The 23,991-nt window shown below is 51.5% G+C and carries 20 protein-coding genes and 1 pseudogene; 8 read left to right on the top strand and 13 right to left on the bottom strand.

All coding sequences use genetic code 11. The annotated features are described in order from the left end of the window. Positions 1 to 6 precede the first annotated feature (6 nt). The 3 genes from ACMGGR_RS10295 to ACMGGR_RS10285 all read left to right on the top strand — a co-directional run bounded on the left by ACMGGR_RS10295 (position 7) and on the right by ACMGGR_RS10285 (position 4,321). A complete protein-coding gene (locus ACMGGR_RS10295; protein WP_414148844.1) occupies positions 7 to 1,779 on the top strand; it encodes a GMC family oxidoreductase in 1,773 nt (590 codons plus the stop codon). Between the two features lies 1 nt (position 1,780). Continuing rightward, positions 1,781 to 3,091: a c-type cytochrome gene (locus tag ACMGGR_RS10290; RefSeq protein ID WP_246759376.1), complete on the top strand. Its 1,311-nt coding sequence runs from the start codon at positions 1,781 to 1,783 to the stop codon at positions 3,089 to 3,091. A 270-nt stretch (positions 3,092 to 3,361) separates the two neighbouring features. After that, on the top strand, positions 3,362 to 4,321 hold the full coding sequence (locus tag ACMGGR_RS10285) for a UV damage endonuclease UvsE (protein ID WP_414148843.1): 960 nt from the start codon (positions 3,362 to 3,364) through the stop codon (positions 4,319 to 4,321). Between the two features lie 64 nt (positions 4,322 to 4,385). On the opposite strand, the gene ACMGGR_RS10280 is transcribed toward ACMGGR_RS10285, so the two are convergent. Beyond that, positions 4,386 to 5,171, bottom strand: a complete 786-nt coding sequence (locus ACMGGR_RS10280; protein WP_414148949.1) for an OBAP family protein — start codon at positions 5,169 to 5,171, stop codon at positions 4,386 to 4,388. A 199-nt stretch (positions 5,172 to 5,370) separates the two neighbouring features. Here ACMGGR_RS10280 and ACMGGR_RS10275 point away from each other — a divergent pair, with 199 nt between their 5' ends. Both ACMGGR_RS10275 and ACMGGR_RS10270 read left to right on the top strand, forming a co-directional pair. Further along, a complete protein-coding gene (locus ACMGGR_RS10275) occupies positions 5,371 to 5,721 on the top strand; it encodes a cupin domain-containing protein (protein WP_414148948.1) in 351 nt (116 codons plus the stop codon). 2 nt (positions 5,722 to 5,723) lie between these two features. Continuing rightward, entirely contained in the window at positions 5,724 to 6,746 is a 1,023-nt protein-coding gene (locus ACMGGR_RS10270; protein WP_246759379.1) for an LLM class flavin-dependent oxidoreductase, read from the top strand. 200 nt (positions 6,747 to 6,946) lie between these two features. On the opposite strand, the gene ACMGGR_RS10265 is transcribed toward ACMGGR_RS10270, so the two are convergent. Continuing rightward, the gene (locus ACMGGR_RS10265; protein WP_414148842.1) at positions 6,947 to 8,242 is read right to left on the bottom strand and encodes a glycoside hydrolase family 10 protein; all 1,296 of its coding nucleotides are present in this window, start codon (positions 8,240 to 8,242) and stop codon (positions 6,947 to 6,949) included. Positions 8,243 to 9,085: 843 nt separating this feature from the next. On the opposite strand from ACMGGR_RS10265, the gene ACMGGR_RS10260 reads away from it, so the two are divergent. Further along, the gene (locus ACMGGR_RS10260; RefSeq protein WP_414148841.1) at positions 9,086 to 10,018 is read left to right on the top strand and encodes an ABC transporter substrate-binding protein; all 933 of its coding nucleotides are present in this window, start codon (positions 9,086 to 9,088) and stop codon (positions 10,016 to 10,018) included. Here ACMGGR_RS10260 and ACMGGR_RS10255 read toward each other — a convergent pair. From ACMGGR_RS10255 to ACMGGR_RS10215, 9 genes and pseudogenes are all read right to left on the bottom strand, one after another. After that, the gene (locus tag ACMGGR_RS10255; protein ID WP_414148840.1) at positions 10,015 to 11,001 is read right to left on the bottom strand and encodes a LysR family transcriptional regulator; all 987 of its coding nucleotides are present in this window, start codon (positions 10,999 to 11,001) and stop codon (positions 10,015 to 10,017) included. The two genes, ACMGGR_RS10260 and ACMGGR_RS10255, sit on opposite strands and share 4 nt — an antisense overlap. Before the next feature lie 291 nt (positions 11,002 to 11,292). Beyond that, entirely contained in the window at positions 11,293 to 11,652 is a 360-nt protein-coding gene (locus ACMGGR_RS10250) for a DUF6404 family protein (protein WP_246759383.1), read from the bottom strand. Between the two features lie 218 nt (positions 11,653 to 11,870). Next, a complete protein-coding gene (locus ACMGGR_RS10245; protein ID WP_246759385.1) occupies positions 11,871 to 12,506 on the bottom strand; it encodes a DUF1109 domain-containing protein in 636 nt (211 codons plus the stop codon). Then, positions 12,493 to 13,041 carry a sigma-70 family RNA polymerase sigma factor gene (locus ACMGGR_RS10240; RefSeq protein WP_246759386.1) on the bottom strand — a complete coding sequence of 183 codons (549 nt, stop codon included), beginning with the start codon at positions 13,039 to 13,041 and terminating at the stop codon, positions 12,493 to 12,495. Before ACMGGR_RS10240 ends, ACMGGR_RS10245 begins: the two co-directional genes overlap by 14 nt. A gap of 40 nt (positions 13,042 to 13,081) precedes the next feature. Continuing rightward, a complete protein-coding gene (locus ACMGGR_RS10235; RefSeq protein ID WP_414148839.1) occupies positions 13,082 to 14,314 on the bottom strand; it encodes a protein-disulfide reductase DsbD family protein in 1,233 nt (410 codons plus the stop codon). An 80-nt stretch (positions 14,315 to 14,394) separates the two neighbouring features. Further along, on the bottom strand, positions 14,395 to 14,958 hold the full coding sequence (locus tag ACMGGR_RS10230; RefSeq protein WP_414148838.1) for a peroxiredoxin: 564 nt from the start codon (positions 14,956 to 14,958) through the stop codon (positions 14,395 to 14,397). A 155-nt stretch (positions 14,959 to 15,113) separates the two neighbouring features. Beyond that, positions 15,114 to 16,094: an Rpn family recombination-promoting nuclease/putative transposase gene (locus tag ACMGGR_RS10225; protein WP_414148837.1), complete on the bottom strand. Its 981-nt coding sequence runs from the start codon at positions 16,092 to 16,094 to the stop codon at positions 15,114 to 15,116. A 115-nt stretch (positions 16,095 to 16,209) separates the two neighbouring features. Further along, complete coding sequence (locus ACMGGR_RS10220) at positions 16,210 to 18,297, bottom strand: TonB-dependent receptor (RefSeq protein WP_414148836.1); 2,088 nt, start codon at positions 18,295 to 18,297, stop codon at positions 16,210 to 16,212. A 105-nt stretch (positions 18,298 to 18,402) separates the two neighbouring features. Beyond that, a pseudogene (locus tag ACMGGR_RS10215) lies at positions 18,403 to 19,740 on the bottom strand (PLP-dependent aminotransferase family protein). 99 nt (positions 19,741 to 19,839) lie between these two features. Here ACMGGR_RS10215 and ACMGGR_RS10210 point away from each other — a divergent pair. Both ACMGGR_RS10210 and ACMGGR_RS10205 read left to right on the top strand, forming a co-directional pair. Next, the gene (locus ACMGGR_RS10210) at positions 19,840 to 20,727 is read left to right on the top strand and encodes a DMT family transporter (protein ID WP_414148835.1); all 888 of its coding nucleotides are present in this window, start codon (positions 19,840 to 19,842) and stop codon (positions 20,725 to 20,727) included. A 36-nt stretch (positions 20,728 to 20,763) separates the two neighbouring features. Continuing rightward, positions 20,764 to 21,657: a dihydrodipicolinate synthase family protein gene (locus tag ACMGGR_RS10205; protein ID WP_414148834.1), complete on the top strand. Its 894-nt coding sequence runs from the start codon at positions 20,764 to 20,766 to the stop codon at positions 21,655 to 21,657. A 78-nt stretch (positions 21,658 to 21,735) separates the two neighbouring features. Here ACMGGR_RS10205 and ACMGGR_RS10200 read toward each other — a convergent pair whose 3' ends face one another. Together ACMGGR_RS10200 and ACMGGR_RS10195 are read right to left on the bottom strand one after the other, a co-directional pair. Next, positions 21,736 to 22,890, bottom strand: coding sequence for an amidohydrolase (locus ACMGGR_RS10200; RefSeq protein ID WP_414148833.1), 1,155 nt, complete (start codon positions 22,888 to 22,890; stop codon positions 21,736 to 21,738). A gap of 335 nt (positions 22,891 to 23,225) precedes the next feature. Beyond that, positions 23,226 to 23,543 carry a DUF1471 domain-containing protein gene (locus tag ACMGGR_RS10195; RefSeq protein WP_246759395.1) on the bottom strand — a complete coding sequence of 106 codons (318 nt, stop codon included), beginning with the start codon at positions 23,541 to 23,543 and terminating at the stop codon, positions 23,226 to 23,228. Positions 23,544 to 23,991 lie beyond the last annotated feature (448 nt).

The raw sequence follows: 23,991 nt of genomic DNA, 5'->3' as shown, positions 1-23,991 counted from the left end.
TAATAAATGAATAATGTACGTCCAAAAGCTGATGTTGTTATCGTCGGCCTGGGCTGGTGCGGCTCTTTGATCGCTGAAGAGCTGACCCGCGCCGGATTAAATGTGGTAGCCATTGAGCGCGGCCCGTGGTTTGAAACCGCGACCGATTTCCCGCCTTCTGTAGATACAGATGAACTGCGCTGGGATACTCGCCGCAGCATGCTACTGCCCCCTGCCGTAGAAACCACTACTTTCCGTAATAATCGTACTCAGCAAGCGCTACCGACCCGCGACTGGAACCTGAACGAGCTGGGTTACAACGTTGGCGGCTCCGGTACGCACTGGGCAGGTATGGCATGGCGCTTTACGCCATGGGACTTTCAGCCCTATAGCCAGACCGTCGAGCGCTACGGTAAACAACAGATTGCCGAAGGGTTAATCCTACAGGACTGGGGCGTCACCTATGACGAGCTGGAGCCTTTCTACGATCGCTTTGAAAAAATCGCCGGCGTTTCCGGAAAAGCGGGCAAGCTAAACGGCGAGGTCGTGCCGGACGGTAACCCGTTTGAAGGCAACCGCAGCAGTGATTACCCGCTACCGCCGCTGGAAAGCATGCGCCTGACGGATATTTTCCGCGACGCGGCTAAATCCCTCGGCCAGCATCCTTTTATGGTACCGGCCGGGCAGGCTTCCCGCGCCTACGTCAATCCGCTTGGCGTGCGGATGGGGCCCTGTACCTATTGTGGCTACTGCCTTTATTACGGCTGCGGCAACTTTTCCAAATCCAGCCCGAACGCCTGCGTCATTCCGGCGCTGATGCAGCGTGAAAACTTTACCGTGCTGACCGATTCTGCGGTCGTGCGCGTCAATAAAGCGGAAGATGGCAAAACGGTAACGGGCGTAACCTATATCGATCGTAATAAAAAAGAGTGGGAGCAGCCAGCCGATATTGTGGTGCTGTCCGCTTTCCAGATGCAGAACGTGCGCCTGCTGCTGCTTTCTAAAATCGGCAAGCCTTACGATCCGGTGAGCAAAACCGGCGTGGTAGGACGTGCCTACAGTTTCCAGACCGTTTCTGGTGCAAGTCTGTTTTTTGAAAATGAGTATCTGAATCAGTATATCGGTGCCGGTGCGCTTTCTCAGCAGGTTGACGATTTCAACGGCGACAACTTTGACCATAGCGGTATGGGCTTTATCGGCGGCGCGGGCATTCTGGTAGTAGCACGCGGGGCTCGTCCGATCGGTAACGCCGACGTGCTGCCGCCAGGTACGCCGCGCTGGGGCAAAGAGTGGAAAAAAGCCTATACGCATGCTTTCCAGAACGGCACCTTCATTTTTGGCCAGGGAACCAGTTTTTCTCATGAAGATTACTACCTGGACCTGGATCCGGAATACGTTGATGACAACGGTAATCCGCTGCTGCGCGTGACCTTCGATTACAACGAGAACGACCGCCGTTCCGCGAAGTTTATCGAAGAGAAAAGCGTGGAGCTGGGTAAAGCGATGGGCGCCAAAACGGTGATCGGCACCAATTCCGCCTCCGGCAACTATTCGCCGTATAACTTCGCCAGCGACCATACCATCGGCGGCGCGGTCATGGGCACCGATCCGAAAACCAGCGTACTGAATCGCTATCAGCAGAGCTGGGACATGCACAATCTGTTTGTGCTGGGCGCTTCCTCGTTCCCAAACAACGCGGGCTACAACCCGACGGGCACCATAGGCGCGCTAAGCCTGTGGACGGCAAAAGCGATTATTGAACAGTATTTGAAAAATCCAGGCCCGCTGGTAAAGGTGTGAGATGAAAAAGACAACAATGCTGGGCGGCGTGGCGTTTATCGCCGCTGCCGTGGCGGCCGGCCTGCTGTGGCAGAACGGGGACGCCAGTGCGGATGATGTGGCAGATAACCAGACGTTGACCAGCCAGCCGCCGGGCGCGGCCGATGCTGACGCAGTGGCGCGTGGGAAGTATATCGCTATTGCCGGTGACTGTGTTGCCTGCCATACGGCACCGGAAAGTAAAGATGCGTTTGCCGGAGGCTACGCAATCAGTACGCCTTTTGGCGGCATTTTCGCCAGTAACATTACGCCGGATAAGGAAACGGGGATCGGCAACTGGACCGAGCGTGATTTCTATCGCGCCGTGCGCCACGGAAAGGGCAAAGAGGGCGAGAATCTTTATCCTGCTATGCCTTATAACGCCTATGTAAAGGTCAGCGACCGGGACATGCACGATCTGTGGATGTATATGCGTTCTGTTAAGCCGGTTCACTATGCGGTGCCGGAAACCGATCTGGGCTTTCCATATAACATTCGTCTGGCAATGATGGGCTGGAACCTGCTGTTTTATAAGAACAGCGGCTTTAAGCCTGATGCGGGCCGTTCGGCACAGTGGAATCGCGGCGCTTATCTGGTCGAAGGACTGGAACACTGCGGTGCCTGCCATACGCCGAAAAACCTGCTTGGCGGCGACCGTGATGCCTGGCTACAGGGCAGTAACCTGTCAGAGTGGCATGCGCCGGATATTACGTCCAACAGGTATACCGGCATTGGCGGCTGGAGTGTCGATCAGATTACCGATTACCTTAAGCTGGGCAGCAACCATGTCGCTGTCGCTTCCGGGCCCATGGCAGAGGCGGTAACCAATTCGACGCAGCATTTGACGAGGGAAGATCTGCAGGCGATAGCGGTTTACCTGAAGTCGCAGCCAGATTCAGGGACGCAAAAACCTCAGCCGCTGGCGGCTGACGATGCGCAAATGAAGATGGGCGCGAACGTCTACTCTGCCAACTGTGCGGCATGTCATAACAGCGACGGAAAAGGTATTCCGAATCTGGCCGCCAGCCTTGCCGGAAACCCTGGGTTGCAGGCGGAAGATGCCTCTTCAATCATTTCTACCATCCTGCAGGGCGGGCGCGGCGCGGTGACCGAGGGCAACCCGACCAGCGGCGCGATGCCGGCGTTTGCGTGGAAGCTGTCGGACGAGCAGGTAGCAGCCGCGGCGACATATCTGCGTAACAGCTGGGGCAATGCGGCATCGGTGGTAAAACCGGAAGCCGTGGCTGGAAAACGGAAAGTATTAAATATGCCAGCGCAGATGCCAGCGCATTGAGGGCGACGTTGAAAGTTACTGTGGGCCTGGCGTAAGACATCAAGGGCAGCTCGAAACAGGGACTCGTTGTAAAATCATTCCTGACGGCTCGGTGAAGCAATCATGCGCCAAACTGTCCGCCTGTTCGAGCAGCCCTTGCTATTACTAAGCAGCTGATAAAGACGCCTGAGGCGTTGAAGGCTGGCGAAAAACCGCGCGTCCGGCGGGCTTCGGCCCGCAAATTCTCCGTGAGTTGTTACACTCAATACTGGTGTATCAACAGGAGAAATCATGAAACTGGGCTTTGCTTGTAAATTTTTTAACGCTGATGCTAAACAGCCTTTTCCATTCAGAGCCACCACGCGCACCCGATTTTTGAGCCTGAATAAAGAAGAGCGGCTCAGGCTTATCAGCGAGATTTCGCATAATAATTTAAACCATCTTTATCTGACGCTGGAAGCGCTGCAGCAGCAGCCGGAGGCGTTGAGAATGATGCGTCTGGGAAGCGATCTGCTGCCTTTATATACGGTCCCGGAAGCCGGGGAACTGTACGAAGCGTTTTTGCCGGATCTGTATCCGCTGTTTAAAAAGTGTGGCGACTTTGCCAGGGATAATGCTATCAGACTCTCTTTCCATCCCGGCCAATATTCCGTGCTGGCGTCCGATAATCCGCTGGTGGTAGAGCGCGCTATTGAAGATGTGGAATACCACGCCTTGTGCGCCAGCCTGATGGGGTACGGTAAGCATTTTCAGGATTTCAAAATCAATATCCATATGAATGGCAAAGGGGGCTTTGAAGGTTTTAAAGCCGCTTTCCAGCAGCTTAGCCCGCAGGCTAAAAATATGCTGACGGTGGAAAACGATGAAATATCCTGTTCACTGGATGATGTTTTACAGGCAAAAGATCTCTGTCCGATAGTGCTGGATATTCATCACCATTGGGTAAAAGAGAATGAGTTTATCAAGCCGGACGATCCGCGCATTGCGCAAATCATCGCTTCCTGGCGCGGCGTTCGCCCGGTATTACACTATTCCGTCTCGCAGGAAGGTATTATTCCTGAGACGGGATTTCCCGATCAACGTGAATTAAGCGTAGCGCGGACCAAACTGCGCGCGCATTCTGATTACTATTTTAACGACACGCTGAACGACTGGGCTTTGTCTTTTCGCGATTTCGATATTATGTGTGAAGTAAAAATGAAAAACCTGGCCAGAGATAAACTTTATCAGCATGCCGGGAAGAAACTTTAATGGCGGGTGGATCTCTTTAATAATCCTCAGCGCTGGCCACTATTTCTAATGGCCAGCGTATCATTCAGAGCTTGCCGCTACGGGTCTGCTCCGAAGTGGTAAAACGCGTCTCTCCGTGTGCAATATCGCCCCCGCCTTTAACGCTTTTTAACTGTACGGTGTCACCTTTTTCCCAGGCATTGGCACCGGCCGCCACCGGATGCGCAATAATATCTTTGCGCGATTCCCGAATTTTTTTGCTATCCACATCAAAGCGCTTATCGCGATCGGTTAGCAAACGCGGATCCATCTTCCCATCGGCGGTAAAGCCCATCATCAGCGCCGGAATGCCGAGCGGCAGCGTTTTGTCGCGATCCGTATGCCATGTATGCCAGGTTTTGCCGTAGGTATTAACGATACGCTTCATCAGCGCTTTCTCCGCAACCGGCGGCAGGCCGGGCGCTATCAGCGTGCCTGATTTCACCTCATACTGATGACTGTGCCAGTACTTTTTCTCTTCCGGCGGCAGCGTCTTAAACAGCCTTTCGCTGATGATATATTCAACGCCCATAAGTTTTGCATCACGGGTATTGCCATCATAAATAACCGCCTGCATCACATCATCGTTTAAAATAGTCACGTAGTGGTGCGCTTCCATCTGGCCATTATGATCGCCATTGTAAAAGTGAAAACCATCCAGATAAGCATTAATGGCGTCAATGGGCGGCCGGGATTGTAGCGCTGCCGCGCCGGTATCCAGCAATTGCTTTTGCGTAGAGGTGGGTGCGCCAGGCGCGGTAACTTTGGAAGGGGAATTATGTGCGCCGCAGCCGCACAGCAGCAGCGCCAGCAGAGGTAAAGTTCCTTTCATCATGACTCCAGGTTGTCTGAAATTGTGTCGTACTGATACAAAATAGTAACAACAGCCTGGCAGCTGACGATGAATTCGTCATGGAAGAAGGCGTAATCTCGTCAACTTACTGCGCCAGAACCTATACTGTTTTGCAGTCTTATATAAAGGAGGTAACGTGTCGGAACACAATAAATCCAGGCAAGAGATTGAATCTTCAATGCTGCTGCAAACCAGCGAGGCCTGGAACGGTACGCCCTACGAGGCGTATCCCGAAGGAAAGCCGCAGCTGACGCTAATGAAAATGACCATACCGCCACATTCTTTCTTACCGTGGCACTCGCATCCGATGCCTAATATCGCTTATCTTCTCTCTGGCGAGCTGACCGTTGAGGATCGAGAAACGGGCAGGAAGCACCTCGTCAGCGCTGGCGAAGCGCTAAACGAATCCACAGGCGATATCCATCGCGGCTACACCACAGAGCAGGCGGCGGAGATGGTTATCTTTTATGCGGGTGCGGAAGGTATGCCGCTTTCTGAACCGCTGCCGGGCGAACCCTCGGAGTTTTAATAATGAAAAAAATTGGTTTTCTCTCTTTCGGACACTGGACGCCTTCCGCCCAGTCAGCCACGCGTTCGGCGGCAGACGCGCTGCTGCAATCAATCGAACTGGCCGTTGCGGCGGAAGAACTGGGCGCGGATGGCGCTTATTTTCGCATACACCACTTTGCCCGCCAGCTTAGCGCGCCTTTCCCGCTATTAGCGGCGGTCGCTGCTCGCACCAGCAAAATTGAAATCGGCACTGGCGTTATCGATATGCGCTATGAGAACCCGCTTTATATGGCGGAAGAGGCGAGCGTAGCCGACCTGATTAGCGGTGGGCGACTGCAGTTAGGCATCAGTCGAGGTTCACCTGAGCAGGTGATTGAGGGCTGGCGCTATTTTGGCTATAACCCGCAAGAAGGCGAGAGCGACGCGGACATGGGCCGGCGGCATACCGAAGCGTTGCTGGAAGTGCTGCGTGGTGAAGGTTTTGCAAAGCCGAATCCGCAGCCAATGTTTCCTAACCCGCCGGGTTTATTAAGGCCAGAGCCTTTTTCTCAGGGATTGCGCGAGCGCATCTGGTGGGGATCGGGTTCTGACGCCACGGCCGTTTGGGCGGCGAAGCTGGGGATGAATCTGCAAAGCTCCACGCTGAAAGATGATGAAACCGGCGAGCCTTTCCATATTCAGCAGGCAAAGCAGATCCGCGCTTATCGTGCGGCCTGGCAAGAGGCAGGGCATCAGCATCAGCCGCGGGTTTCGGTCAGCCGCAGCATTTTTGCTCTGGTTAACGAGCAGGATCGCGCATGGTTTGGCGGTAGCGGGCAGGGCGGCGATCAGATTGGTTATCTGGACGAAAAAACGCGCGCGATTTTTGGGCGCAGCTATGCGGCGGAACCGTCCAGGCTGATTGAGCAGCTGGCGAAAGATGAAGCCATCGCCGAAGCAGATACGCTGCTGTTGACCATACCTAACCAGCTTGGCGTGGATTACTGTGCGCACGTTCTGGAAGCAATTCTGAAGCACGTCGCACCAGAACTGGGCTGGCGCTAGTCGACTCACGCTATAAAACAGGAAACCGCAGAGGCTTTCGGTTTCCTGTTTCTGTAACTAGTAATAGTTACAACATGCGATAAGTTAAAATAACATCCTGAATTTCGGCAACGGTTATTTTATGGCTCAGCAGGAAAATTCTGGTGACCTCTGACCGAAAGGGAAGGGGAGACAGGCCCGGTTAAGGGCCTGAAAGGGAACTATTTTTTCGGGCGCCAGCGGTTCTGAAGATAGTGTACTGCTTCGGCCGTTTGCGGCTGATTCAGAAAGCCCTGGCGAAAAAGAATGGTACCTTTCACTTCTGGCAAGGCATCGTTAATGTCCAGTTGCCTCTGCAGTTCAGGTACGCCACCTGCAATCGTCCAGTCCGGTTCAGCGGCTGAAGGCATACCAATCTTATACAGGGCGATACCGATATATAATTTGGTATCGGTATTTTTCACCACATCTGCCCACCAGTGGGCCAGCACGTCATAGCGAACAATTTTCCTGGCGACCGGCCAGTAAAGCTGGGGGGCGATATAATCCAGCAGCCCCAGCTTTACCCACTGACGTGTATCGGCGTAAGACGCATCATAAGCTGTGCCACCTCGGGTAGCAGAGCCAAGCGGATCCTCACCCTTATTACGCCAGACGCCTGCCGGGCTGATACCAAATTCAATATTCGGTTTTAATTTTTTAATTGCGGCAGAAATTTGTTTGACCAGTAATAGCGTGTTATTTCTTCGCCAACTGGCCTTGTCGGCGAATCCGCTGCCATATTGTCGCCAGGTAGCGTTATCTTTTAGCGGGGAGTCGGGCGTTTCGTAATAGAAATAATCATCAAACTGCACGCCATCAATATCGTAATTATTCACCAGCTCGGTGACAACGTTCGTAATCCAGTCGCGTACTTCAGGCAATCCCGGGTCGAGAACAAAGCGATCGCTGGCCGTGCGTATCCAGTCAGGATGTAGCACAAACACGCTGGCTGGCGATGAGGAAAGGGTAGCGTGCAGCGCCCTGACTGTTTCTGGCTTTGTATTCATCGAAACCCGGTAAGGATTAAGCCATGCATGTACCTTAATTCCACGGCGGTGCGCCTCTTGCAGCACAAAAGCTAAAGGATCATAACCGGGATCTGCGCCGATAACGCCCGTCAGCATATCTGACCAGGGCAAAATAGCGGAGTGCCACAATGCCGTGCCATCCGGCTTCACCTGAAAGAACAGAGTGTTAATTCCGCTCTCCTTCAGCTCATCCAGTGCCTTTATCAAAGATTCCTTTTGTAGACGGATTCGCTCGGTTTCTGATGATGCCTGAAGAGAGGCCTGCGGCGGCCAGTCGAGTCTGGATACCGTAGCCAGCCAGATCCCCCGCATGGGTTCCGTAACTATGGGTTCTGTTATCGGTTTCTTTACTACCGGCACCAGCTGATGCCTTATCTCGGGCTCCTGCTTATGTGAACAGCTGGCCAGACCCAGCGAGCAAATTACTGCCAGTAACCAACCGTTCATTGTTCTTCCTGACTGCATCCACAGCTCCTTTAATTAAAATCCTTGTTCACTAAACGGTATTTTTCTACCAGCGCGGCATAGTGTAATACAACAAACCTTTAGTTTCGCAACAAGGATTGTTCGCCAGCCGTTTAATCAAAAATTGCGTGCTAAATGGCATAACAAAACCCTTACGTATCGATGCCTGTCAACGCTGGCATGGTCACTATTTTCTTCCAGCCCCTTGCTACGCCCATTTTTTCGCTTCGCTTACTCGACCCGCGTGCCTTTCTGACAAAATCTACCATAAAATTAGTGCGTTTCAGCGCAACGGTAAGTACGCATCGGCAGATTTATACTTTTTTATACACAGGTAATCCCCATTTTCTGTGGATAAGATGGTTGGGCATCAGGTTGTGATGGTCAAAATAACGACCATGCTTTTGGTAAGCTAGCTTACCTGTTAAGCAATTGATTATAAATATAAATAATTGGTTAAAGCGTAAGTATCAGGGTCTGTTAGCAAGGTTGATGACGTCATATGGACAAAACAGCTGCGGCCGCTCTCATTGTTGTGCATTCTTCCAAAAAACGGCTTTTTAGGCAATTAAGTGGCTAAAAAAAGAGAAATAAAGGGTAAGCATTTCCGTCCGGTAAAACGTTATTTAGATATGGTAAGCAGTTATCAGCATAATTAATCCGCTTAACATTGATTAAAATAATAAGATAATGTTTGTACGGGATTTTATATGTAGTTCGTAAAAGAAGCTGTCCAGGCAGGCTTGGCTCGTAATTTACTTTTAATTCAGCATGCCGGATGAAGTGGCGCGCGTAGAGTTGAATCATTATTCAGAGGAATAGATTGTGATAAGAGCGGTATTGGTGCTGTTGGCGGCAAGTTGGGTGGTGCAGGCGGATGATAGTGTAGTGTTAAAAATCGCCGATCAAAAAGGCAATATGCATGCCCAGCTGGAGGCTGCAGGGCTACTGAATAATTTACCTTACCGTATTGAGTGGACCGAATTTCCTGCCGCCGCGCCGCTGGCGGAAGCGCTCAATGCGGGTGCCGTCGATGCGGGTATTATAGGTGATGCACCGCTACTGTTTTCAATCGCAGCGGGTTCCCGGGTAAAAGCCATTGCCGTAGATAAATCCGATCCGGTTGGTACCGCGATAGTAGTGAATAAAGACTCTCCGTTAAAAACCGCTGGCGATTTAAAAGGCAAAAGTATTGGCACCGGTCGCGGTTCGATTGGGCATTTTATTGCTTTGAAGGCGCTGGAGCAGGCAGGGGTTAAAGCGGATCGGGTTCATTTTCGCTATTTAACGCCCGGCGATGCGAAAATTGCTTTAGCAAGTGGCGCAATCGATGCCTGGGCAACCTGGGATCCTTATACCGCGCTGGCGGAAACTTCCGGCACGGGGCGCGTGCTGATAAATGGACGAGGGCTGATATCGGGCAACAGCTTTCTGGCCGCTACCGATAGCGCGCTTGGCGATGATAAAAAACGGCAAGCCCTGCAGGATTATGTTAATCGGCTGTCTCGGGCAGAGCGGCAGGCCTATGCCAGTCCCGATGCTTATTCCCTGGTACTGGCAAAGATTATCGGTTTCCCTCAGCAGGCGGTCAAACTTGCCTTTGGCCGCAGAAAATCGCACTGGCAGGCTATCGATCGGGAAACGATAGCCCAGCAGCAGGCTACGGCCGATTTTTATCACCAGCAGGGTCTAATCGCCAGCCCTTTGCAGGTTGAACCTACCTTTTATCGTGGCGTAGCAATTAAAACGGCTGATTAAAAAGAGCCGGAAAAAACGGGGAAAGGCAGCGTTTTACTGCAAAGCTGCTGTAAATGTCTTTCCCCGGTATCTGTTTCTTCACGCAGCAGCTCGATTAATTCGCTTAGTCCCTGTGGCATTGCCCGGTTTCCGGGATAGTACAAATGCAGGGCAGGTTCAACCGGCGACCAGTCGGAAAGAACGGTACGCAAGCTTCCTTCGGCCAGATGCTGAGAAACTTGTTGTTCAAGACACCATGCGATGCCCGTTCCGGCAAGAGCCAGCGCTATCGCCAGCGTCGCGTCATTGACGCAGATCTGCCCCGGTACATCAATAATCCGGCGCTCGCCGTCTTTGCTGAAGTGCCATTTACGAATAATGCCCTGGCCCGTACGTAGCCGAATACAGGCGTGGGTTCTCAAATCTTCTGGTTGTTCAGGCTGCGAGTGGTAATAAAGATATCGGGGCGAAGCGACTGCAACTCTTCTCCATGCTTTCTCCAGCTTTATCGCCACCATATTTCCCGGCATGTTACTGCCAGAACGAATATCTGCGTCAAAGCCTTCCGTTACGCTATCGGTCATGTGGTCGCTAACGCTAATGTCGACCTCCATTTCAGGATACCGCCGTAAAAATTCAGGTAAATAACGCGCAATAATCAGGCTTGCGCCATCCCTTTGTACGTTAAGACGCAGGCGGCCGGCAGGGCGAACGCGTAAGTGGTTAACGTTATCCAGCGCTTCACTGATTTCTCTGAAACCAATATTCAGCCGCAAGGCCAGGCTTGCTCCCGCTTCCGTGGGTGAAACGGTGCGGCTGGTCCTGTTCAATAGCCTGACGCCAAGGCGCGTTTCAAGATTACGTATGGCATGGCTAAGGGCAGAAGTGGTAATGCCAAGCTCTACGGCCGCTTTAGTAAAGCTGCGCTGACGCTCAACCGCGCGAAAGGCATTTAAATCAGCTAGATCGCTACGGGAAAGGTGGGCTGCGGAATGAGTTGTCACAACGAATACTCATGGTTGAGTAAAATTCAATGTTCTCTAAAACTCTCTGCTATGTCAACAGGTTAAAAACCTTACCGTGATAAAATGATATTGCTACGCACGGTATCCCAAAGGCTCTGCTGCGCATGGAGTTACCGTAACGGAGTGTTTTAAGGAGGAGGAGGATACTCAATTTCAGGGTTGTGCTATACGTTGGTAAATGGCCGCAGGCGCGGCCATTTCAGGGAGTTGTTGAATGCTATACCGTGCTTACGGCAAAAACGTCCGCAATCAACTTTATACGCGGTTATATTACAGCTGCTCCCATTCCGGAAGGTCGTTGGCTTTTTTCCGCCAGCGCTGGAAAGCGGCCATCGCGATGCCAAAAACAAAACCGGCAATCCCGGCTGTTACCAGAGCGTAAATAGCGCTTTCACCCTGGGATTTCCAGAAAATAAACCACATTACCGCGCCCCAGAATGGCGTATAGATAGCGGCAAAGCTGAAAAAGTTCGTCCAGAAATGAGAAAAAGGCGGCGGTGGAACGTGGATGCCCATTTTCCATAAGAACACATGGCACGGCGGGGCGTAATTGCTGCGCCACATGCCTTTTCCCGCCATGATCTCTATCGCGCGGTTTTTTTTACGTTCAAAAATTGGGTCCTTAGTCATTTGGGCATCCCCCTCTTTTTTCCTGTAGCGTAATTATAACGGAAGGGAAGGAAAAATTATTTTTTTCGGATTTATTTGGAAATTTAATGAAACAGGCGTGCTTATTTTACCGTCAGAAAAATCCTGTGAATGATTCATGCAGGTAAAAGCAGAGACAGCCATCGGTAACAAGCGAACCGGCAAGCGCATCGTGCCGCTCGCCTTTTTATAAAGGTTGTTTAAAGCCGAATCCAGCGACGCCCTGTCAGTATGGTAACCACAATCAGGGTTACGCCCGCCGCCAGGTGCATGGCAAAATCGAGCAGATGAAGATGTGTGTCGTGGCATAACGAAAGCAGCATAGAAGACATAAAGGCTATGCCACATCCTGCCAGCGCCAAACTTTTTGCAGGCCAGAGTGAACGCGAGCGCCGCAGGCCGATAAGAGAAATCACCACCATCGGTAAGCCAGCGGAAAGCATAAACAGGTAGCAGTGAATGCCTTCGCCGAACTGATGCGAACCCGCAGGCGAGCTGGTAAATGACATATTATTCAGGTTGAGTATCAGCCAGGCCAGCGACAGCCATAAAGACCATTTCAGGCTGGCAGGCTGGCGGCCCGCTATGCTTAAAGTAAACGCAGCGGCAATAGCACCGCTGCCAATAATAAAAGCCAGCAGGAGCGTAACCAGCGCGGACAAGGCGCCCGGCTGGGACCAGTCGGTGAACCGGCCATGGAGAGCCCAACTGCTTAGCATGCCGCTCGGCAGCACGGCCGCCACCCACGCAATAACGCGCCAGGTCGTTGGCCAGAGACGCTTTACCGGCTGCGCGGATGCGCTGAGCCGGTCTATAAACTGGTCATGATTTCTCATGATTACCGCTTCCATATTTACGAAGGTTAAGCATCGCACGATGCAAAAGGGATTTAACGGCGGCAACGGACAGGTTAGTTTCCGCTGCCGCCTGCGCCAGACTTTGCTCGCGCAGGTGAACTGTTTCCACAATCTCGCGCTGGCGCGCCGGTAAACTTTCCAGGTAACCTGTTATTTCAGCCTGGCTATCTGAATCGTCGTTTCTGGCAGGATGCAAATTCAGCGCAAAGTCGTCCTGAACTTCCTGGTTTCGACCGCGCTGCCGTAAAGCATCAATTGCCCTGGCAGAAGTAATGGCTGCTACCCACGGCAGCATCGGACGCTGGGGATCGTAGGTATGCCGCACGCGATGAATTGCCAGTAGCGTCTCCTGCACGACATCATCGATCAGCGCTTCATCACTGATTTTTTTACGCGCAAAAGCCCGAATGGCTGGCACCATCGCTTTCAGAAGCTGGTTATAAGCTTGTCGATCGCCAGCCTGCGCACGGGCCATCAGCGCGGGCCAGCGTTCGTTTGCTTCAGCGCCGGTCATTATCTGTGTAAAGCATGGCAAAGAGAGTCACGTTGTCTGTTCACGTTTTTTTTCCGGTTGCGCGATCAAGCGCGGCAATAACGATTTGCGGTGTTAAAACCTGCGGCAGCACCGTTGGCTTGCCGCCGTTAGCCGGGTAAACCACATATAACGGCAGGCCACCACGGCCGAAATCGCTCAGTGCCTGCTCGACATCAGGATTATATTTGGTGGAATCCGCTACCATATAAATGGTATTGGTACGCGCCATCGCCGCCTTAACCGCCTGTGTTGACAGTGAAGTACGATCGTTAACCTGACAGGTAATGCACCACGATGCGGTAAAATTCACCAGAATCGGTTTACCCTGGCCTTTAATGGCATCCACGTTTTGCGGGGTCCAGGCGACCGCCACCGCGGCCGTTACAGCTTCTGCTGTTTCCGGTGAACCGGAGGTAGCTTTAAGGTTTGCCAGCGGTACCAGTACCGGCAGCAGAAAAGCTATGGTAGCAACATGTAAAGCCAGGTGGCGTTTGCCCATCATACGGCGTTTTTGCGCCATGCCATACAGCCATGCGGAAAAACTTAACAGCAGGCAGCAGGCCAGAATGGCCGCCAGCGCAGCTGAACCTGCCTGACGCTCCAGCACCCAAATCAGCCAGCCAACCGCACCGAGCATCGGGAACGCCAGACCATGTTTCAGCGTGTTCATCCAGGCTCCGGGCGCAGGCAGCACGCGTGCCAGAATCGGGAAAAAAGCAATCAGGGTAAAAGGTGCCGCAAACCCTAACGCCAGAGAAATAAAGATTACCAGGCTGATGGCAGGCGGTTGGGTAAGCGCATAACCGATGGCGCTGGCCATAAATGGCGCGCTGCACGGCGTGGCAACGATGATGGCTAAAGCGCCGGTCAACGCAGAACCGACCAGGCCGTCTCGTTGACTGCCCACGCCGCCGATTCGCTGGGCAAAAAGGCCAAATTCGAAGAGGCCCAGCAGATTCAGTGCCGACGCGAGCATCACCAGGATCAGCAAAGCAATAACCAACGGCGACTGTAGCTGGAACCCCCAGCCGACCGACGTGCCGCCAGCACGGGCAAGCAGCAGCGCGCCTGCCAGCACAACCATTGTTACCACTACCCCAAACAGAAACGCCAGGCCTTCAGCGCGGGCATGGGCAGTTTTATCATGATGGCGGATCAGACTCAGCGCCTTAAGTGAAATAACCGGAAATACACACGGCATCAGGTTAAGAATGATACCGCCCAGAAAGGCGGCAGCAATAGCAGTCAACATAATAAACCTGCCTGATTAAAAAGATTGCGGAAAATGCCGACCGGCGAAGCGGTCAGCATTATAAGCCTGACGGATTCAAATCAAGCCGGATTGGCCTGGCGATATTTTTTTACCGCGTCCATTGCTTTTTGAATGTGGGCATCCGGATTTTTATCGGTATAGCTAAGAAGAATTTTGCCGTCTGGCGCAATTACATAGGAGGTGCGGTCAGAATAAGTTTTCCCTTTCATTTGCAGCGTGTTTTTATATTCGGCAGCGACTTTGGCACCCGGATCGGCCGCGACGGTAAACTTATCACGACATTCAAGCTGCGAGAATTTAGCAATCTGATCGGTATTGCCGGCCGTTACGCCGATCACGGTCGCGCCTTGTTTTTTAAATTCATCGGTAGCTTCGGCAAAATCGTGTGCTTCCAGCGTACAGCCTGCGCTAAATGCCGCCGGGAAGAAATAAAGTACTACCGGACCTTTCTGTAACGCCTGCTGTAGTGAAAAAGTGGTCGCTTTTCCGGCCAGCGAGGCTGAAAGCTGGAAGTCGGGCGCTTTTTCGCCGATCTGAAGCGCAGCGAAGGCGCTGGTGGCGGGCAGACTGAGAGCCAGAAGAGTTGCAGCAGCCAAAGTTTTCAGATTTTTTTTCATACGCATTCATTTCTCCATTAGGCGACGAGTACAGTAATTTTATTCGTTCAATGAGAAGTTCGCCGAATGCGTGGCAAAAGTTTCGGTCCCGTAAAAAAATAATTTGGGTTTTTATTGCGATTTCTTTTTTGCCCCCGGTTTCCCGGAGGCAGGCGGGGCAATTAATGGTGAATCTGTGCCAGCTCTTCTTCCGTCAGGCGGGTAGCTTCCAGCACGGTTTCGCGTGAGATACCCATTTTTAACAGGCTACGAGCCACGTCCAGACGACCTTCGATATGGCCTTTGACCAGCCCTTGTTCAATGCCTTTTTCGATGCCTTTTTCCATCCCTTGCTGAATACCTTTTGCTAAGCCTGTTTCCATCCCTCTACGCTCAAGCTGTTGTGCAATAGTCATCAGTTCCTCCTTATGCTTTGGCACCTGCTGTGCCAGTCTGTTGACAAAGGCGTATGCATTTGGGGTTTCTCCCATAAGCACCAGGTATTCTAACAATGAAAGCATTTGCTGTCTCGTTAACTGCCCGGCGTTTAATATTATCGCAAGCCTATCCACAAATTTGGTCATATCGCGCTGGTAAATATGTTTTTGTAACAGTGTCAGTGCTGCCATACTGCGATGATGCATAATCTCATCATCGGGAATAACGGAGACGTCTACCAGAAGGAAAGGCCCTGCGTAAAGCTCTTCGGCCAGAGCCGGATTGACGAAGCTATCCAGCCAGCAGGTAGAATAGGGGTACGGACTTCGCTTACCGGCATAAAACAGAATTGGAATGACCAGCGGTAGTTTTTTATATCCGGCGTCTATATGGCGCTGCATTGACGCTATCGCATAACGCAACAGTCGAAAAGCCATATGTTCATCCGGCGAAGACTGATGTTCAATCAGCACGTGAATAAAGCCGTCTCCCTCCGACGTTTTCAGGCTGTAAAGCACGTCGCTGTAATAGGGCCGCAAACTTTCTTCAACAAAACTGCCCGACTCCAGTTTAAGCGTGGTGAGATCGCAAATAGCCTGTAGCTTTGGCGGCAGGTGTATCTGCAAAAAATCGCGGGCAGTTTCCGGGTGCGTCAAAAATTGTTTAAACACAGAATCGTGCGGCGTGACGATCTGACTTCCGTGATGAGTTCCCTCTGTTTCCATACGTATTTTCCTTGCCATCCAGGCAATAATTAAGGACAGAGGGATTTTATGGAAAAATCAGGCTGAAAAGTTTTAAAAGCTTCACAAAATAGGTTAAAACCTATGATGACTCATATCAGAATGTGTAATTCAGCGACAGCCAGTAATTCCGCCCGGGCGTTATATATCCTGTGGTAGACGCAAGCGTCTGAAAATAATCGCCAGCGTAAATCGAACTACTACCCGCGCGGTACAGCGATACTTTAGAAAAGTCTTTGTCCAGTACATTATTAATGGTGCCGTTAAGCGTCAGCTGTGACGTGAGTTTCAACGATGCGCCCATGTTAACAACCGTCCATGCTTTGAGATAAGTGCCGCGCTCGTCCGCCACAACTTTTTCAATTGCGCTCAAATTATTATAGCTGGTGGTATACCTTGGGGTTTTACCATGGTATTCCACTGCCATCCAGCTACTCAAATCTTGCGTCATGTTCCAGTTCAGGCGAGCATTAGCCATTTGACGCGCAGTGTTAGTTAATGGCGCTCCCGGGTTATCGCCGCCGCGCTGTTTGCTATCGGTATAGGTGTAATTCAGATTAAGGGCGACATTGGCCGCCAGCGGCAGTGAAGTCGCCAGCTCAATCCCCTGCGTAATCGCTTTACCAACATTGCGATAAGAATTTGTTGAATCATCAATTGCCTCTGATTCAATCGCATTACGATAATCATTGATAAAACCAGTAACGTTCGCCTTAACGCCGTCACGATTATCATAGTAGAGACCTGTTTCATAATTGACGCTCGTTTCCGGTTTAAGGTCTGGATTACCAATAGTGGTAACCAAACCGTTGCCTGCAACGCCGCTGACGCCGTTATGTAACTGGCTGAGCGAAGGCGTTTTATAGCCGGTACTCACGCCGCCTTTCATCGTCCAGTCGTCGTTAATACTCCATACCAGGTAAGCGCGCGGGCTGATATGACCGCTGAAGCTATCATGTTTTTCATAACGCGCGCCCCAGGTTAACGATAGCGGATCCAGCAGCTGCCAGTCGTCCTCGGCAAATAGCGCCCAGGTTTGCTGCTGAAAGGTTTCACCGCTGTTGGCCAGAACGACGCCGTCTTTTAACCGCGCGTCCCAGTATTGTCCGCCAACCTGCAACAGATGATCTTCGTTCAGCGGCGTGACCAGACTGGTATCCAGAATCGTATTCGTATTTTTCAATATACGATCTTTACCGCTCAGGTTCTGATTAGCGCTTGATAGAGTACGAGGCGTCAGAATACGGCCTTTATTTTCCGTTTCTGCCCATGACAGGCTGGAGCTCCAGCGACCAAAAGTTAAATCGGTATCATGACCTATAACTACTTTGTTGCGCTGATAGCGAAGTTCATTGCGATAGCCACCGCCGCTGGTGCCAACTGGCCCAAGCTGGCCATTTCTGTTGTCATAGGTTTGACGAGAAACTTCACCGTCAATCCATAACGTATTTTGTTCGCTGGTTTGGTAGTTAAGACGACCGCCAAGAGTGTAATTCTCCGTTCTGGTCGGATAGGGTATGCGCGTATTGCTGCCGCTATCGCTAAGACTGGTAACGCTGGAACCCTGCGTATGCTGAATATTGCCCCGCAAAGCCAGACTCAGCTTTTTATCGATTAACGGTCCGCTGGTATTAAAGCCAAGCGTAGAGCTATCGCCCCATTTGCTGTGTTCCTGCACGGAATGAGAGAGATTCAAACCGCCGTGCCAGGCGTTCGTATTTTTTCTGGTAATGATATTAATTACGCCGCCCATCGCATCTGAGCCATAAAGCGTAGACATGGGGCCGCGAATAACTTCTATATGGTCAATAGCCGATAGCGGCGGCATCATGGCCGTATTTAACGTATCAAATCCGTTTGGCGTGGCGTCTGCACTGGCATTCTGGCGCACGCCGTCAATCAGAATTAGCGTATAGCTGCCTGGCATACCGCGAATACTGATATCCAGCCCGCCGGTTTTACCGGTTCCGCCACGCACGTCAACACCTTCTACACCGCTTAATGCCTGACCCAGGTCAGTATAATTTTTCTCCTGCAGCTCTTTGTCATTAATGACGGAAACGGAAGCAGGCGCATGAGTAAGCTTTTGTTCATAGCCGCTGGCTGTAACCACCATATCATCCTGGGCGAAAGCAGAGGCGGTAAAGGTTGAAAGAAGCGCCAGGGTGATTGCGTTGATATTCACTATTATTTTCCGTTTTAAAGTTATCGTTGTTAACGGATGGTAACAATAGACAACGCTATCTAAACCGCAACTAAACGATAATGAATATCATTATTATCTCTATTATCAATAAAGATCCCGCTCGTATTCAATAACTTCCCTGATTTTTATCAGCGCGAGCCGCAGCTTCTCCGTACTCACCGAGCCCAGCGCAAGCCGTATTGCATGAGGGACATTTTGCGTAGTGCAAAACGGTTCAGCCGTAGAGACCGAGATGCCTTCCTCTGCCAGTTTACGGACGATATTTTCGGCTCTTATTTCTTCTGGTAAAGGAAGCCAGAGGAACCAGGCTCCGGGATGGCTTATAAACTTGAGCGGGCTTAATAGCTCTCGTGCTACAGCCTGACGCCGGCGCGCCTCCCGACGTTTAAGTCCTTCCAGCCTTTTAACTGTGCCATCCTGTAGCCAGCCGCATACAATTGACGTCATTACAGAAGGTGTATTCCAGGTAGTTGCCCTGATCGCATGCTCCAGTGATTGCCGGAAGGGCGCTGGGGAGACAACAGCACCAACCCTGAGACCCGTCGCAATATTTTTGGCGAAGCCGGTTACGTAAACCGTTCTTTCTGGCGCGATAAAAGCCAGCGGCGAAGGTGCGTTGCGAACCTGGTAAGCGTAAGCAGCATCCTCAATAATTAGAAGGTCGTGCCGCCTGGCAATCTTTACCAACTTGTGCCGCTGGGTATTATTAAGTACCCAGCCGAGTGGATTATGCAGCGTTGGCATAGTGTAAATTGCGCGCACGTGTCTGCACTGACAAAGCTGCCGCAGTGCCTCAAAATCTGGTCCTGATGGCGTAACGGGTACGGGAGCCAGCTCTAGCCGATATAAATCTGCCAGCGCCTTAAAGCCAGGATAGGTCAAGGCATCAACGGCAATAACATCTCCTGGTTTAAGAAGCCCCATCACTGTTATCGCAAGGCCATGCTGTGCGCCATTTACGATCAATACATTTTCTGCAGATGGTGTAAATCCCATGCCAGAAAGCCAGGAGGCTATTGCCTCACGCTCGCTCAGTTTTCCTGCATGCGGCTGATAGCGTAGCAGCGATTCGATATCGCCGGAGGTGCTTAAATGACGCAGCGCCTAACGCAGCATATCAGCCTGTTGCGGCAGAGCCGGATAATTAAAATTGAGATCAACAATATCCGCGGAGATGACAACCTGATCGATCCCCAGTCCAGGCAGCAGCGAAATTTCCCTGACAAATGTACCGCGACCGGTTTCCCCACTGGTCAAACCCATTGATTCAAGTTCAGCGTAAACACGCGTGGCCGTTGCCAGCGAAATGTGATTTTCAGCGGAAAGGGCACGATGGGTCGGCAAACGCGTGCCGGGTAAAAGGCTACCGTCACGAATCGCATCGGCATACCTGTCGACAATAGTTTTATATCGCGCTTTCAAAATGTATCCATGACAATATTTTGATTGTCATAAATCCTGCCGTTTATGATGCGAGCGGTCAAGACAAAGACGTTCACTTATTCTGTTCGGGAGAAGCTCATGGTAGCTGGCAAGAAACTCACCACGTCAACGCCGTTATCTTGTTGGTTAAACGGTCTGTTCGGCGTTGTCATCTTCAGCGGCTCTTTACCGGCTACGCGCGTGGCCGTGCTGGCTATCGACCCATTTTTTTTAACCTTTACCAGGGCCTCCATTGCGGGGGTTTTAGCATTGTTTCTGGTTATCGGCTTACGGGAAAAGCGTCCTGCGACCTCGCAGATTTTTTCACTGAGTATTGTCTCCTTTGGCGTAATCATTGGCTTCCCGTTGCTTAGTGCAATGGCACTACAGCATGAGACATCTGCGCATTCTATGGTTTATTTAGGGCTTCTCCCGCTGATAACGGCCATTTTTGGCGTAATAAGAGGAGGTGAAAGGCTGCCTGTGGCATTCTGGATTTTTTCCTGTACAGGTAGCCTGTTGGTCGTCGGATTTGCGCTGACGCAAAATGTGTCGTTATCTTTTACGGGAGATATATTGATGCTGACAGCCGTAGCGGTCTGCGGCCTTGGTTATGCAGAAGGCGCCAGGCTGTCGCGGAAACTGGGCGGATGGCCGGTAATCGGCTGGGCGTTGGTTGGTTCGCTGCCTCTTATGCTGATTGCCTCTTTCATTACCTTACCGCCAGCATTGAATAATGTCGGTCTTCCCGCCTGGATAGCGCTCGGCTACGTTTCACTTTTCAGCATGCTGATTGGCTTTATTTTCTGGTACAAAGCACTGGCGAAAGGCGGGGTCGCGACCGTTAGCCAGTTGCAGCTATTACAGCCGTTTTCAGGCCTGGCACTTTCTGCGCTGTTTTTGCACGAAGCCGTCAGTTCGTTAACGGTAGCAACCACGTTTGGCGTCATTTTGTGCGTGGCAGGCTCACGCAAATTTGCCCGTTAAATTCACCTGTTACGCTGTTCTACTAAAGGAATAATCATGTTTAAAGGTCTTAGCGCTTTTCCTCTTACGCCCATGATAAATGGAGAAGTTGATGAAAAATCGTTTATTACACTCCTTGACCGCCTGGTCGATGCAGGTGTTGATTCCATTGGCGCGCTGGGTTCAACGGGAAGCTACGCTTATCTGACGCGTCAACAGCGTTATCGCACAACGCAACTGGCGGTACAGACCGCCGCAGGCATTCCGGTGATGACCAGCATTGGCGCAGTACGGAGCGAAGAGGTGCTAAAGCTGGCAGAGGATGCTCAGAAGGCTGGCGTTAGCGCGGTTCTTCTCGCACCGGTCTCTTACCAGCGGTTAAATAGCGAGGAAGTTTACGATCTCTATGAGCGTATAATGCGCGAGCTGTCGGTGCCTCTCTGTATTTATGACAATGCCATCACCACTGGCTTTCAATTTACCGACGAGCTGCTAATCGCCTTATCCCATCTTCCGGGCACGGGGGCAATCAAACTCGGCGCGCTCTCGCCGGTTCCTTCCGAAGCCGCAGCAAGAATCACAAAACTGAAAGATAACCTGCCTGAAGGCGTAAGCCTGGGAATCAGCGGCGATACCCAGGCGCTGCATGGATTGCTTGCTGGCTGTGAAGGCTGGTATTCCGTGCTCGGTGGGCTTTTCCCACATTTTTCTCTGGCGCTGGCAAAAACGGCCCTGTCGGGGGATGAAGAAGCAACGCTTGAGCATGATGCTGCCCTTAGTCCGCTATGGGATTTCTTCCGTCGTCACGGTAGCCTCAGAACGATCGCCACCATGGCAGAGCTTATGGGCACCATCTCTTCGCCTTCATTGCCGTTTCCCCTGCGGACGATAAGCGGAGAAGAAAGGAAGCAGGTAGAGCGGATGATAAGCGATCTTAACTGGATCGATTAACGGCCTGCGTTGGGGACACCTGTACAGATAATGGCGCGGATTTCTCTGCGCCATTTGCAAGCTTTATCAGATCGTTTTTTATGCCGCAGATGCCAGCTTCGTACTCGCTGCCAGCGCCAGGTTTGCCAGATAGAGAGCCGCAGGTAACAGCGCCTCATCGTCAACGCGGAACTGGGGATGGTGCAAAGGCCACGGGCCGCCAGAGCCAACCATGACAAAAGCGCCGGGAACCTGCTGTTGGTAAAAGGCAAAATCTTCCCCGATTGGGCTGGCTTCTACCGTTCGCGCCTCCAGCCCGCTGGCGCTGGCCTGCTCAAGAGCAAAAGCGGCCCAGCGTTCATCGTTATATACGGAAGGTGGCCCGGCCTGCCAGTCGAGCGTTACAGAGGCGTTAAAGGAGATAGCCAGGCCGTCCAGTAGCTGGCGCAGTCGTTTTTCCAGAAGATCCCGGCTTGCCGCATTAAAGGTACGCACGGTGCCTTCCAGCCAGGCTTCCTCGGGAATGACGTTCCAGGTTGTGCCGCTATGAACCTGGGTTATGGATACCACCGCGTTTTGATCGGAAGGCAGATTACGCGCAATAAGCGTTTGCAGTGAGGCGATAAGCTGTCCGGCAATGATAATAGGATCGTTACCTTCATGAGGACGCGCGGCGTGAGTGCCGGTGCCTTTAATACGAATAGCAAAGCGATCGACGCCTGCCGTTAACGCGCCTGCTTTACTGCCGACTACGCCAACGGGTAAACCCGGGTCGTTATGCAGACCGAATATGACGCTGGCATTCTGTAACGCGCCGCTTGCCAGTACCGCTGGCGCGCCGTTGCCATTTTCTTCGGCAGGCTGAAACAGAATACGTACTCGTCCTGCCAGTTCTGCGCGCTGCCGCTGAAGAAAAATTGCCGCACCCAACGCGGCCGATGCATGAAAATCATGGCCGCAGGCGTGCATGACGCCTGGATTTTGCGAACTAAACGCCACGCCGGACTGTTCTTCAATAGGAAGGGCATCGATATCGGCGCGCAGCACCACCAGTGGACCGGGTTTACCGCCGGTAATTTCCGCCACCAGGCCAGTAGCCAACTGTAGATCCAGGATGGCAATATCTTCTCGCGCCAGCTGTTCACGAAGATAAGCCGTAGTGGCAAATTCCTGATTAGAAAGTTCAGGAAAACGGTGCAGATGGTGACGAACTTCACGCAGATAGGCCGTTAGTTGTGGAATATGTTTAGTCATAGTTTTGATCCTGAGACAGGCTTTGATAATAAGGATGCTATCAGGATTAATGAAAGAGCTATATCTGCATTCCAGTAAACCTTGTGCGAAAAAGGTAATTAAAAAAGTAACTTAGAGGATTGTCAGCCACAATGGCGAGGGATCTGCTTTTTGTATGGCTGAAGGGGGCAAAGCAACAACAGCTTTATGCAGATAAAATCGTTTTTCCTGAAGCTTTGTCAGGGATAAACGTGCCGCTGCGTTTGGCAACGGCATAGAAAATCAAAATTCCTTGCTGGCGCGCCTTTAAAAATGGGCAATGCCTGGGTAATTAAAGGTGACAATGTTCGGAATGATTAAAGCGGCCAGTCATCATAAGCCAGACTGTCATTAATATTATAAAGTGTGGCGGTGGCAGCGAGTACTGACTGCTCATCGTTGCCTGGCTTATGAGATTCCACGTTAGTGATGTGGTAGCCGACGGCACCTGCGGCTAGTGCCTTTTGAACCAGCGCATCGTGCAGCTCTTCGAGCGAAGTCGCCCAGCTGACAGACATAATACCTACAGGCTGGATTGAGGCTTTTTCACGATGAGACAGCCCGGAACGAACCAGTACCGGCTCGATCGACTTAGGTGAAAATATAGATAAAACATCCTGAACCAGTGCTTTCATCGTTTCACTCCTCATGAATAGAAACCGTCCCGGCTGACGCGGCTGGCCGGTTCGCTTGTTGATAATTATCATCAGTTGTTAAATAAAAGTAACAACCACGAGGTAATAAAATACCTTTTTGCGCCCGGGCTTTTAGCTTTTACTGCTAATTCGGCCCGAAGAAAACTTCAGTCACATTTGAAAGGCGAGAAGGGGAAAATATCGCATTTGATTACATTTGTAGAAGTTTTGATATTTCTATGCGGCTGAAGATGTTGCCTGATAGGGTGTTTACATTTATTTTACATTAATGATATATAAGAAATGCCCGTGGACTGGTCGGTTTTTTACAGGTTTTTACTCTGGTTATCGCTGGCCCGATCGCTGACTGCTGCTATCTGATGCAGAGTCAAACTTATCCTTTGCATATCTTGTTGATCGGTCCAGCATCAAAGGGCATAGCCTCGGT

It is taken from the genome of Erwinia sp. BNK-24-b (assembly GCF_047456155.1).
Classification (GTDB): Bacteria; Pseudomonadota; Gammaproteobacteria; order Enterobacterales; family Enterobacteriaceae; genus Erwinia; species Erwinia phyllosphaerae.
The sequence above is the reverse complement of the archived record's forward strand: the minus strand, read 5'-3'. Positions and strand labels throughout refer to the sequence as shown.

What these genes read in the sequence shown, in the direction of transcription:
- ACMGGR_RS10295 (WP_414148844.1), top strand. Translation starts at nt 7, where the DNA reads ATGAATAATGTACGTCCAAAAGCTGATGTTGTTATCGTCGGCCTGGGC.
- ACMGGR_RS10290 (WP_246759376.1), top strand. Translation starts at nt 1,781, where the DNA reads ATGAAAAAGACAACAATGCTGGGCGGCGTGGCGTTTATCGCCGCTGCC.
- ACMGGR_RS10285 (WP_414148843.1), top strand. Translation starts at nt 3,362, where the DNA reads ATGAAACTGGGCTTTGCTTGTAAATTTTTTAACGCTGATGCTAAACAG.
- ACMGGR_RS10280 (WP_414148949.1), bottom strand. Translation starts at nt 5,171, where the DNA reads ATGAAAGGAACTTTACCTCTGCTGGCGCTGCTGCTGTGCGGCTGCGGC.
- ACMGGR_RS10275 (WP_414148948.1), top strand. Translation starts at nt 5,371, where the DNA reads ATGCTGCTGCAAACCAGCGAGGCCTGGAACGGTACGCCCTACGAGGCG.
- ACMGGR_RS10270 (WP_246759379.1), top strand. Translation starts at nt 5,724, where the DNA reads ATGAAAAAAATTGGTTTTCTCTCTTTCGGACACTGGACGCCTTCCGCC.
- ACMGGR_RS10265 (WP_414148842.1), bottom strand. Translation starts at nt 8,242, where the DNA reads ATGAACGGTTGGTTACTGGCAGTAATTTGCTCGCTGGGTCTGGCCAGC.
- ACMGGR_RS10250 (WP_246759383.1), bottom strand. Translation starts at nt 11,652, where the DNA reads ATGACTAAGGACCCAATTTTTGAACGTAAAAAAAACCGCGCGATAGAG.
- ACMGGR_RS10245 (WP_246759385.1), bottom strand. Translation starts at nt 12,506, where the DNA reads ATGAGAAATCATGACCAGTTTATAGACCGGCTCAGCGCATCCGCGCAG.
- ACMGGR_RS10240 (WP_246759386.1), bottom strand. Translation starts at nt 13,041, where the DNA reads ATGACCGGCGCTGAAGCAAACGAACGCTGGCCCGCGCTGATGGCCCGT.
- ACMGGR_RS10235 (WP_414148839.1), bottom strand. Translation starts at nt 14,314, where the DNA reads ATGTTGACTGCTATTGCTGCCGCCTTTCTGGGCGGTATCATTCTTAAC.
- ACMGGR_RS10230 (WP_414148838.1), bottom strand. Translation starts at nt 14,958, where the DNA reads ATGCGTATGAAAAAAAATCTGAAAACTTTGGCTGCTGCAACTCTTCTG.
- ACMGGR_RS10225 (WP_414148837.1), bottom strand. Translation starts at nt 16,094, where the DNA reads ATGGAAACAGAGGGAACTCATCACGGAAGTCAGATCGTCACGCCGCAC.
- ACMGGR_RS10210 (WP_414148835.1), top strand. Translation starts at nt 19,840, where the DNA reads ATGGTAGCTGGCAAGAAACTCACCACGTCAACGCCGTTATCTTGTTGG.
- ACMGGR_RS10205 (WP_414148834.1), top strand. Translation starts at nt 20,764, where the DNA reads ATGTTTAAAGGTCTTAGCGCTTTTCCTCTTACGCCCATGATAAATGGA.
- ACMGGR_RS10200 (WP_414148833.1), bottom strand. Translation starts at nt 22,890, where the DNA reads ATGACTAAACATATTCCACAACTAACGGCCTATCTGCGTGAAGTTCGT.
- ACMGGR_RS10195 (WP_246759395.1), bottom strand. Translation starts at nt 23,543, where the DNA reads ATGAAAGCACTGGTTCAGGATGTTTTATCTATATTTTCACCTAAGTCG.